The following is an 11,814-nucleotide window of genomic DNA, read 5'->3' as shown; positions in this document are numbered from 1 at the left end:
TGCGTGGGTCTGTAGCTCAGTCGGTTAGAGCACCGTCTTGATAAGGCGGGGGTCGCTGGTTCGAATCCAGCCAGACCCACCACGAACAAGTGTGTCAAACACGCACTTGTGAGTTCAGGGGGATTAGCTCAGCTGGGAGAGCACCTGCTTTGCAAGCAGGGGGTCGTCGGTTCGATCCCGTCATCCTCCACCAATTCACACACCTGGTTGGCAAACCACAGCAGCGACGCGCTGCTGTGGTTTGCCAGTCTCGACTTTTGAAGTCGGCTGTTGTTCTTTAACAATTCGTAGAGTCGAATCAGCGTTGCTGGCGGAAAGCTGGCGCTCGTAAAGGGGCGCGCGGCACCGTGCCGCCAGCGACATTTGATTGCGTCAACAAACTTCAATGCTGAAGCAATTCAGAGAAGAAATTGAAGAACGGCGAACGCGTGATACTCAATGAATGCTCGAGTTGTCGAGCATCTGTCCTTGACGGCATCTGAGGATGTCAAAGTTATAGGGTCAAGTGACTAAGTGCATGTGGTGGATGCCTTGGCGATTACAGGCGAAGAAGGACGTGATAGCCTGCGATAAGCTTCGGGGAGCTGGCAAATAAGCTTTGATCCGGAGATTTCCGAATGGGGAAACCCACCTCGTTTAGAGGTATCGCACACTGAATACATAGGTGTGCGAGGCGAACCGGGCGAACTGAAACATCTCAGTAGCTCGAGGAAAAGACATCAACCGAGATTCCGAAAGTAGTGGCGAGCGAAATCGGAGTAGCCCTCGTGTTTTAGCAGTTGGCATATCAGAACGGAATGGAAAGTCCGGCCGTAGCGGGTGATAGCCCCGTATGAGAAATGTCGATTGTGGAACTAGGCACGAATAGAGTAGGGCGGGACACGTGAAATCCTGTCTGAATATGGGGGGACCATCCTCCAAGGCTAAATACTCGTAATCGACCGATAGCGAACAAGTACCGTGAGGGAAAGGCGAAAAGAACCCCGGGAGGGGAGTGAAATAGATCCTGAAACCGCATGCATACAAAAAGTAGGAGCCCGCAAGGGTGACTGCGTACCTTTTGTATAATGGGTCAGCGACTTACATTCAGTGGCGAGGTTAACCGAATAGGGTAGCCGTAGAGAAATCGAGTCCGAATAGGGCGATTCAGTCGCTGGGTGTAGACCCGAAACCAGGTGATCTATCCATGGCCAGGATGAAGGTACCGTAACAGGTGCTGGAGGTCCGAACCGACTAGTGTTGCAAAACTAGCGGATGAGCTGTGGATAGGGGTGAAAGGCTAAACAAACCTGGAGATAGCTGGTTCTCTCCGAAAACTATTTAGGTAGTGCCTCAAGTATTACCTTCGGGGGTAGAGCACTGTTTAGGCTAGGGGGTCATGGCGACTTACCAAACCTATGCAAACTCCGAATACCGAAGAGTACAGCTTGGGAGACAGAGCACCGGGTGCTAACGTCCGGACTCAAGAGGGAAACAACCCAGACCGCCAGCTAAGGTCCCTAAAATTGGCTAAGTGGGAAACGAAGTGGGAAGGCTAAAACAGTCAGGATGTTGGCTTAGAAGCAGCCATCATTTAAAGAAAGCGTAATAGCTCACTGATCGAGTCGTCCTGCGCGGAAGATGTAACGGGGCTAAGCCAGTTACCGAAGCTGCGGATGCACAGTTTACTGTGCGTGGTAGGAGAGCGTTCTGTACGCCTGTGAAGGTGGGTCGTGAGGCCTGCTGGAGGTATCAGAAGTGCGAATGCTGACATGAGTAGCGTTAAAGGGGGTGAAAAGCCCCCTCGCCGTAAGCGCAAGGTTTCCTACGCAACGTTCATCGGCGTAGGGTGAGTCGGCCCCTAAGGCGAGGCAGAGATGCGTAGCTGATGGGAAACAGGTCAATATTCCTGTACCGCTCAATAGTGCGATGTGGGGACGGAGAAGGTTAGCTCAGCCAGGTGTTGGATATCCTGGTTCAAGCATGTAGGCGTGCTCTTTAGGCAAATCCGGAGAGCTTAGCTGAGGTGTGATAACGAGTCTGCTTGCAGACGAAGTGAGTGATACCCTGCTTCCAAGAAAAGCCACTAAGCTTCAGCTATTGACGACCGTACCGCAAACCGACACTGGTGCGCGAGATGAGTATTCTAAGGCGCTTGAGAGAACTCTGGAGAAGGAACTCGGCAAATTGACACCGTAACTTCGGAAGAAGGTGTGCCTTTAGTAGGTGAAGCCCCCGCGGGTGGAGCCCAATGAGGCCGCAGATAATCGGTGGCTGCGACTGTTTATTAAAAACACAGCACTCTGCAAAGACGAAAGTCGACGTATAGGGTGTGACGCCTGCCCGGTGCTGGAAGATTAAATGATGGGGTGCAAGCTCTTGACTGAAGTCCCAGTAAACGGCGGCCGTAACTATAACGGTCCTAAGGTAGCGAAATTCCTTGTCGGGTAAGTTCCGACCTGCACGAATGGCGTAACGATGGCCACACTGTCTCCTCCAGAGACTCAGCGAAGTTGAAATGTTTGTGATGATGCAATCTCCCCGCGGAAAGACGGAAAGACCCCATGAACCTTTACTGTAGCTTTACATTGGACTTTGAACAGATCTGTGTAGGATAGGTGGGAGGCTTTGAAACCTGGTCGCTAGATCAGGTGGAGCCAACGTTGAAATACCACCCTGGTGTGTTTGAGGTTCTAACCTTGGCCCGTTATCCGGGTTGGGGACAGTGTATGGTGGGCAGTTTGACTGGGGCGGTCTCCTCCCAAAGTGTAACGGAGGAGTTCGAAGGTACGCTAAATACGGTCGGAAATCGTGTTGATAGTGCATTGGCATAAGCGTGCTTGACTGCGAGACTGACAAGTCGAGCAGGTACGAAAGTAGGACAAAGTGATCCGGTGGTTCTGTATGGAAGGGCCATCGCTCAACGGATAAAAGGTACTCTGGGGATAACAGGCTGATACCGCCCAAGAGTTCATATCGACGGCGGTGTTTGGCACCTCGATGTCGGCTCATCTCATCCTGGGGCTGTAGCCGGTCCCAAGGGTATGGCTGTTCGCCATTTAAAGAGGTACGTGAGCTGGGTTTAAAACGTCGTGAGACAGTTTGGTCCCTATCTTCCGTGGGCGCTGCAAGATTGAGAGAGCCTGCTCCTAGTACGAGAGGACCGGAGTGGACGCACCTCTGGTGTATCGGTTGTCACGCCAGTGGCATCGCCGAGTAGCTAAGTGCGGAAGAGATAACCGCTGAAAGCATCTAAGCGGGAAACTCGTCTCAAGATGAGTCTTGCCGGGGCCTAGAGCCCCCTGAAGGGTCGTTCAAGACCAGGACGTTGATAGGCTGGGTGTGGAAGCGCAGTAATGCGTTAAGCTAACCAGTACTAATTGCCCGTGCGGCTTGACCCTATAACTTTGATAGTCCAGACGACATCAAAGACAGGTGTCACGCGGATCGAAATTCATTCGATCGAAACCGTTCTTCAAACTTGAAGACGCAATCAAAAGCTGATTCGAACTCTACCGAATTGGGCTTGTTGTCCCCAGCGACAACCAGCCAACCAGTCAAGCCTGATGACCATAGCGAGTCGGTCCCACCCCTTCCCATCCCGAACAGGACCGTGAAACGACTCAGCGCCGATGATAGTGCGGATTCCCGTGTGAAAGTAGGTCATCGTCAGGCTAATATCCGGAAGCGCCCGGTCTGAATGACCGGGCGTTCCTTTCTCTGCCTGCAGAGATCAGCGCTTGCTTGAGCGTTGATCTGTGAGGCTGGGACAGCGTCGGAAAGATCATCAACGATGATCGAAAAGATGCTTGACAAGTTCAAACGAACTCGTTTATAGTCCCATCTCTTCGCTGCTGACGACAAATCAGCGACGCGACGAAGCAAGGGCAAGAGTCAAGGCTCGAGTCTGAAGCGAAAGCTGCTTCGATGTTCTTTAAGAATTTACAGCCGATAAGCGTGGGCGTCTGGACGAGCGACCTGAGAAGGTTAAATCGCTAGATGCTCACGGAAAATGAATGAAGCTATGAAAGTAGTCTTTGTTCGATTCCGTTGAGAATTCAAGATCGAACTGTAGAGTTTGATCCTGGCTCAGATTGAACGCTGGCGGCATGCCTTACACATGCAAGTCGAACGGTAACGCGGGGCAACCTGGCGACGAGTGGCGAACGGGTGAGTAATGTATCGGAACGTGCCCAGTTGTGGGGGATAACTGCTCGAAAGAGCAGCTAATACCGCATACGACCTGAGGGTGAAAGCGGGGGATCGCAAGACCTCGCGCGATTGGAGCGGCCGATATCAGATTAGGTAGTTGGTGGGGTAAAGGCCTACCAAGCCGACGATCTGTAGCTGGTCTGAGAGGACGACCAGCCACACTGGGACTGAGACACGGCCCAGACTCCTACGGGAGGCAGCAGTGGGGAATTTTGGACAATGGGCGCAAGCCTGATCCAGCCATGCCGCGTGCGGGAAGAAGGCCTTCGGGTTGTAAACCGCTTTTGTCAGGGAAGAAAAGACTCCTGCTAATACCGGGGGTTCATGACGGTACCTGAAGAATAAGCACCGGCTAACTACGTGCCAGCAGCCGCGGTAATACGTAGGGTGCAAGCGTTAATCGGAATTACTGGGCGTAAAGCGTGCGCAGGCGGTTATGCAAGACAGATGTGAAATCCCCGGGCTCAACCTGGGAACTGCATTTGTGACTGCATGGCTAGAGTACGGCAGAGGGGGATGGAATTCCGCGTGTAGCAGTGAAATGCGTAGATATGCGGAGGAACACCGATGGCGAAGGCAATCCCCTGGGCCTGTACTGACGCTCATGCACGAAAGCGTGGGGAGCAAACAGGATTAGATACCCTGGTAGTCCACGCCCTAAACGATGTCAACTGGTTGTTGGGAGGGTTTCTTCTCAGTAACGTAGCTAACGCGTGAAGTTGACCGCCTGGGGAGTACGGCCGCAAGGTTGAAACTCAAAGGAATTGACGGGGACCCGCACAAGCGGTGGATGATGTGGTTTAATTCGATGCAACGCGAAAAACCTTACCTACCCTTGACATGCCAGGAATCCTGCAGAGATGTGGGAGTGCTCGAAAGAGAACCTGGACACAGGTGCTGCATGGCCGTCGTCAGCTCGTGTCGTGAGATGTTGGGTTAAGTCCCGCAACGAGCGCAACCCTTGTCATTAGTTGCTACGAAAGGGCACTCTAATGAGACTGCCGGTGACAAACCGGAGGAAGGTGGGGATGACGTCAGGTCATCATGGCCCTTATGGGTAGGGCTACACACGTCATACAATGGCCGGGACAGAGGGCTGCCAACCCGCGAGGGGGAGCTAATCCCAGAAACCCGGTCGTAGTCCGGATCGCAGTCTGCAACTCGACTGCGTGAAGTCGGAATCGCTAGTAATCGCGGATCAGCTTGCCGCGGTGAATACGTTCCCGGGTCTTGTACACACCGCCCGTCACACCATGGGAGCGGGTTCTGCCAGAAGTAGTTAGCCTAACCGCAAGGAGGGCGATTACCACGGCAGGGTTCGTGACTGGGGTGAAGTCGTAACAAGGTAGCCGTATCGGAAGGTGCGGCTGGATCACCTCCTTTCTAGAGAATGACGAGACCGTTTGCTGGCCCAGGTCAGCAGATCGAGTCGAGTCCACACAAGCGAGTTCAGCGCGCCCACACTTATCGGCTGTAGTACACAACAGAAGAGTGAATAACGCGTGAGCCTGGCGAGCTGGCCTTGCTGGTTGGCGCGATCGGACTCAGGCAACAAATGCGTGGGTCTGTAGCTCAGTCGGTTAGAGCACCGTCTTGATAAGGCGGGGGTCGCTGGTTCGAATCCAGCCAGACCCACCACGAACAAGTGTGTCAAACACGCACTTGTGAGTTCAGGGGGATTAGCTCAGCTGGGAGAGCACCTGCTTTGCAAGCAGGGGGTCGTCGGTTCGATCCCGTCATCCTCCACCAATTCACACACCTGGTTGGCAAACCACAGCAGCGACGCGCTGCTGTGGTTTGCCAGTCTCGACTTTTGAAGTCGGCTGTTGTTCTTTAACAATTCGTAGAGTCGAATCAGCGTTGCTGGCGGAAAGCTGGCGCTCGTAAAGGGGCGCGCGGCACCGTGCCGCCAGCGACATTTGATTGCGTCAACAAACTTCAATGCTGAAGCAATTCAGAGAAGAAATTGAAGAACGGCGAACGCGTGATACTCAATGAATGCTCGAGTTGTCGAGCATCTGTCCTTGACGGCATCTGAGGATGTCAAAGTTATAGGGTCAAGTGACTAAGTGCATGTGGTGGATGCCTTGGCGATTACAGGCGAAGAAGGACGTGATAGCCTGCGATAAGCTTCGGGGAGCTGGCAAATAAGCTTTGATCCGGAGATTTCCGAATGGGGAAACCCACCTCGTTTAGAGGTATCGCACACTGAATACATAGGTGTGCGAGGCGAACCGGGCGAACTGAAACATCTCAGTAGCTCGAGGAAAAGACATCAACCGAGATTCCGAAAGTAGTGGCGAGCGAAATCGGAGTAGCCCTCGTGTTTTAGCAGTTGGCATATCAGAACGGAATGGAAAGTCCGGCCGTAGCGGGTGATAGCCCCGTATGAGAAATGTCGATTGTGGAACTAGGCACGAATAGAGTAGGGCGGGACACGTGAAATCCTGTCTGAATATGGGGGGACCATCCTCCAAGGCTAAATACTCGTAATCGACCGATAGCGAACAAGTACCGTGAGGGAAAGGCGAAAAGAACCCCGGGAGGGGAGTGAAATAGATCCTGAAACCGCATGCATACAAAAAGTAGGAGCCCGCAAGGGTGACTGCGTACCTTTTGTATAATGGGTCAGCGACTTACATTCAGTGGCGAGGTTAACCGAATAGGGTAGCCGTAGAGAAATCGAGTCCGAATAGGGCGATTCAGTCGCTGGGTGTAGACCCGAAACCAGGTGATCTATCCATGGCCAGGATGAAGGTACCGTAACAGGTGCTGGAGGTCCGAACCGACTAGTGTTGCAAAACTAGCGGATGAGCTGTGGATAGGGGTGAAAGGCTAAACAAACCTGGAGATAGCTGGTTCTCTCCGAAAACTATTTAGGTAGTGCCTCAAGTATTACCTTCGGGGGTAGAGCACTGTTTAGGCTAGGGGGTCATGGCGACTTACCAAACCTATGCAAACTCCGAATACCGAAGAGTACAGCTTGGGAGACAGAGCACCGGGTGCTAACGTCCGGACTCAAGAGGGAAACAACCCAGACCGCCAGCTAAGGTCCCTAAAATTGGCTAAGTGGGAAACGAAGTGGGAAGGCTAAAACAGTCAGGATGTTGGCTTAGAAGCAGCCATCATTTAAAGAAAGCGTAATAGCTCACTGATCGAGTCGTCCTGCGCGGAAGATGTAACGGGGCTAAGCCAGTTACCGAAGCTGCGGATGCACAGTTTACTGTGCGTGGTAGGAGAGCGTTCTGTACGCCTGTGAAGGTGGGTCGTGAGGCCTGCTGGAGGTATCAGAAGTGCGAATGCTGACATGAGTAGCGTTAAAGGGGGTGAAAAGCCCCCTCGCCGTAAGCGCAAGGTTTCCTACGCAACGTTCATCGGCGTAGGGTGAGTCGGCCCCTAAGGCGAGGCAGAGATGCGTAGCTGATGGGAAACAGGTCAATATTCCTGTACCGCTCAATAGTGCGATGTGGGGACGGAGAAGGTTAGCTCAGCCAGGTGTTGGATATCCTGGTTCAAGCATGTAGGCGTGCTCTTTAGGCAAATCCGGAGAGCTTAGCTGAGGTGTGATAACGAGTCTGCTTGCAGACGAAGTGAGTGATACCCTGCTTCCAAGAAAAGCCACTAAGCTTCAGCTATTGACGACCGTACCGCAAACCGACACTGGTGCGCGAGATGAGTATTCTAAGGCGCTTGAGAGAACTCTGGAGAAGGAACTCGGCAAATTGACACCGTAACTTCGGAAGAAGGTGTGCCTTTAGTAGGTGAAGCCCCCGCGGGTGGAGCCCAATGAGGCCGCAGATAATCGGTGGCTGCGACTGTTTATTAAAAACACAGCACTCTGCAAAGACGAAAGTCGACGTATAGGGTGTGACGCCTGCCCGGTGCTGGAAGATTAAATGATGGGGTGCAAGCTCTTGACTGAAGTCCCAGTAAACGGCGGCCGTAACTATAACGGTCCTAAGGTAGCGAAATTCCTTGTCGGGTAAGTTCCGACCTGCACGAATGGCGTAACGATGGCCACACTGTCTCCTCCAGAGACTCAGCGAAGTTGAAATGTTTGTGATGATGCAATCTCCCCGCGGAAAGACGGAAAGACCCCATGAACCTTTACTGTAGCTTTACATTGGACTTTGAACAGATCTGTGTAGGATAGGTGGGAGGCTTTGAAACCTGGTCGCTAGATCAGGTGGAGCCAACGTTGAAATACCACCCTGGTGTGTTTGAGGTTCTAACCTTGGCCCGTTATCCGGGTTGGGGACAGTGTATGGTGGGCAGTTTGACTGGGGCGGTCTCCTCCCAAAGTGTAACGGAGGAGTTCGAAGGTACGCTAAATACGGTCGGAAATCGTGTTGATAGTGCATTGGCATAAGCGTGCTTGACTGCGAGACTGACAAGTCGAGCAGGTACGAAAGTAGGACAAAGTGATCCGGTGGTTCTGTATGGAAGGGCCATCGCTCAACGGATAAAAGGTACTCTGGGGATAACAGGCTGATACCGCCCAAGAGTTCATATCGACGGCGGTGTTTGGCACCTCGATGTCGGCTCATCTCATCCTGGGGCTGTAGCCGGTCCCAAGGGTATGGCTGTTCGCCATTTAAAGAGGTACGTGAGCTGGGTTTAAAACGTCGTGAGACAGTTTGGTCCCTATCTTCCGTGGGCGCTGCAAGATTGAGAGAGCCTGCTCCTAGTACGAGAGGACCGGAGTGGACGCACCTCTGGTGTATCGGTTGTCACGCCAGTGGCATCGCCGAGTAGCTAAGTGCGGAAGAGATAACCGCTGAAAGCATCTAAGCGGGAAACTCGTCTCAAGATGAGTCTTGCCGGGGCCTAGAGCCCCCTGAAGGGTCGTTCAAGACCAGGACGTTGATAGGCTGGGTGTGGAAGCGCAGTAATGCGTTAAGCTAACCAGTACTAATTGCCCGTGCGGCTTGACCCTATAACTTTGATAGTCCAGACGACATCAAAGACAGGTGTCACGCGGATCGAAATTCATTCGATCGAAACCGTTCTTCAAACTTGAAGACGCAATCAAAAGCTGATTCGAACTCTACCGAATTGGGCTTGTTGTCCCCAGCGACAACCAGCCAACCAGTCAAGCCTGATGACCATAGCGAGTCGGTCCCACCCCTTCCCATCCCGAACAGGACCGTGAAACGACTCAGCGCCGATGATAGTGCGGATTCCCGTGTGAAAGTAGGTCATCGTCAGGCTAATATCCGGAAGCGCCCGGTCTGAATGACCGGGCGTTCCTTTCTCTGCCTGCAGAGATCAGCGCTTGCTTGAGCGTTGATCTGTGAGGCTGGGACAGCGTCGGAAAGATCATCAACGATGATCGAAAAGATGCTTGACAAGTTCAAACGAACTCGTTTATAGTCCCATCTCTTCGCTGCTGACGACAAATCAGCGACGCGACGAAGCAAGGGCAAGAGTCAAGGCTCGAGTCTGAAGCGAAAGCTGCTTCGATGTTCTTTAAGAATTTACAGCCGATAAGCGTGGGCGTCTGGACGAGCGACCTGAGAAGGTTAAATCGCTAGATGCTCACGGAAAATGAATGAAGCTATGAAAGTAGTCTTTGTTCGATTCCGTTGAGAATTCAAGATCGAACTGTAGAGTTTGATCCTGGCTCAGATTGAACGCTGGCGGCATGCCTTACACATGCAAGTCGAACGGTAACGCGGGGCAACCTGGCGACGAGTGGCGAACGGGTGAGTAATGTATCGGAACGTGCCCAGTTGTGGGGGATAACTGCTCGAAAGAGCAGCTAATACCGCATACGACCTGAGGGTGAAAGCGGGGGATCGCAAGACCTCGCGCGATTGGAGCGGCCGATATCAGATTAGGTAGTTGGTGGGGTAAAGGCCTACCAAGCCGACGATCTGTAGCTGGTCTGAGAGGACGACCAGCCACACTGGGACTGAGACACGGCCCAGACTCCTACGGGAGGCAGCAGTGGGGAATTTTGGACAATGGGCGCAAGCCTGATCCAGCCATGCCGCGTGCGGGAAGAAGGCCTTCGGGTTGTAAACCGCTTTTGTCAGGGAAGAAAAGACTCCTGCTAATACCGGGGGTTCATGACGGTACCTGAAGAATAAGCACCGGCTAACTACGTGCCAGCAGCCGCGGTAATACGTAGGGTGCAAGCGTTAATCGGAATTACTGGGCGTAAAGCGTGCGCAGGCGGTTATGCAAGACAGATGTGAAATCCCCGGGCTCAACCTGGGAACTGCATTTGTGACTGCATGGCTAGAGTACGGCAGAGGGGGATGGAATTCCGCGTGTAGCAGTGAAATGCGTAGATATGCGGAGGAACACCGATGGCGAAGGCAATCCCCTGGGCCTGTACTGACGCTCATGCACGAAAGCGTGGGGAGCAAACAGGATTAGATACCCTGGTAGTCCACGCCCTAAACGATGTCAACTGGTTGTTGGGAGGGTTTCTTCTCAGTAACGTAGCTAACGCGTGAAGTTGACCGCCTGGGGAGTACGGCCGCAAGGTTGAAACTCAAAGGAATTGACGGGGACCCGCACAAGCGGTGGATGATGTGGTTTAATTCGATGCAACGCGAAAAACCTTACCTACCCTTGACATGCCAGGAATCCTGCAGAGATGTGGGAGTGCTCGAAAGAGAACCTGGACACAGGTGCTGCATGGCCGTCGTCAGCTCGTGTCGTGAGATGTTGGGTTAAGTCCCGCAACGAGCGCAACCCTTGTCATTAGTTGCTACGAAAGGGCACTCTAATGAGACTGCCGGTGACAAACCGGAGGAAGGTGGGGATGACGTCAGGTCATCATGGCCCTTATGGGTAGGGCTACACACGTCATACAATGGCCGGGACAGAGGGCTGCCAACCCGCGAGGGGGAGCTAATCCCAGAAACCCGGTCGTAGTCCGGATCGCAGTCTGCAACTCGACTGCGTGAAGTCGGAATCGCTAGTAATCGCGGATCAGCTTGCCGCGGTGAATACGTTCCCGGGTCTTGTACACACCGCCCGTCACACCATGGGAGCGGGTTCTGCCAGAAGTAGTTAGCCTAACCGCAAGGAGGGCGATTACCACGGCAGGGTTCGTGACTGGGGTGAAGTCGTAACAAGGTAGCCGTATCGGAAGGTGCGGCTGGATCACCTCCTTTCTAGAGAATGACGAGACCGTTTGCTGGCCCAGGTCAGCAGATCGAGTCGAGTCCACACAAGCGAGTTCAGCGCGCCCACACTTATCGGCTGTAGTACACAACAGAAGAGTGAATAACGCGTGAGCCTGGCGAGCTGGCCTTGCTGGTTGGCGCGATCGGACTCAGGCAACAAATGCGTGGGTCTGTAGCTCAGTCGGTTAGAGCACCGTCTTGATAAGGCGGGGGTCGCTGGTTCGAATCCAGCCAGACCCACCACGAACAAGTGTGTCAAACACGCACTTGTGAGTTCAGGGGGATTAGCTCAGCTGGGAGAGCACCTGCTTTGCAAGCAGGGGGTCGTCGGTTCGATCCCGTCATCCTCCACCAATTCACACACCTGGTTGGCAAACCACAGCAGCGACGCGCTGCTGTGGTTTGCCAGTCTCGACTTTTGAAGTCGGCTGTTGTTCTTTAACAATTCGTAGAGTCGAATCAGCGTTGCTGGCGGAAAGCT

General features: G+C 53.3%; 6 tRNA genes and 6 rRNA genes. All 12 read left to right on the top strand.

Features of this window, described 5'->3' with window-relative positions:
• Nucleotides 1-5 precede the first annotated feature (5 nt).
• The 12 genes from ACEN96_RS26130 to ACEN96_RS26075 all read left to right on the top strand — a co-directional run bounded on the left by ACEN96_RS26130 (nucleotide 6) and on the right by ACEN96_RS26075 (nucleotide 11,687).
• Nucleotides 6-82: transfer RNA gene (locus ACEN96_RS26130), tRNA-Ile, on the top strand.
• 35 nt (nucleotides 83-117) lie between these two features.
• Nucleotides 118-193 (top strand) — tRNA-Ala (locus ACEN96_RS26125).
• Between the two features lie 306 nt (nucleotides 194-499).
• A 23S ribosomal RNA gene (locus ACEN96_RS26120) occupies nucleotides 500-3,380 on the top strand.
• Nucleotides 3,381-3,541: 161 nt separating this feature from the next.
• Nucleotides 3,542-3,654: ribosomal RNA gene (rrf, locus tag ACEN96_RS26115) — 5S ribosomal RNA — on the top strand.
• Between the two features lie 391 nt (nucleotides 3,655-4,045).
• Nucleotides 4,046-5,574, top strand: a 16S ribosomal RNA gene (locus ACEN96_RS26110).
• A gap of 178 nt (nucleotides 5,575-5,752) precedes the next feature.
• Nucleotides 5,753-5,829: transfer RNA gene (locus ACEN96_RS26105), tRNA-Ile, on the top strand.
• Nucleotides 5,830-5,864: 35 nt separating this feature from the next.
• A tRNA-Ala gene (locus ACEN96_RS26100) sits at nucleotides 5,865-5,940 on the top strand.
• Nucleotides 5,941-6,246: 306 nt separating this feature from the next.
• Nucleotides 6,247-9,127: ribosomal RNA gene (locus tag ACEN96_RS26095) — 23S ribosomal RNA — on the top strand.
• Between the two features lie 161 nt (nucleotides 9,128-9,288).
• Nucleotides 9,289-9,401: ribosomal RNA gene (gene rrf, locus ACEN96_RS26090) — 5S ribosomal RNA — on the top strand.
• A gap of 391 nt (nucleotides 9,402-9,792) precedes the next feature.
• Nucleotides 9,793-11,321, top strand: a 16S ribosomal RNA gene (locus ACEN96_RS26085).
• The 16S, 23S and 5S rRNA genes sit together here with 6 tRNA genes alongside, the layout of an rRNA operon.
• Nucleotides 11,322-11,499: 178 nt before the next feature.
• Nucleotides 11,500-11,576, top strand: a tRNA-Ile gene (locus ACEN96_RS26080).
• 35 nt (nucleotides 11,577-11,611) lie between these two features.
• Nucleotides 11,612-11,687: transfer RNA gene (locus tag ACEN96_RS26075), tRNA-Ala, on the top strand.
• The last annotated feature ends 127 nt before the right edge of the window (nucleotides 11,688-11,814 follow it).

This window comes from Roseateles sp. Mitsp63 (assembly GCF_059491535.1).
The sequence above is the reverse complement of the archived record's forward strand: the minus strand, read 5'-3'. Positions and strand labels throughout refer to the sequence as shown.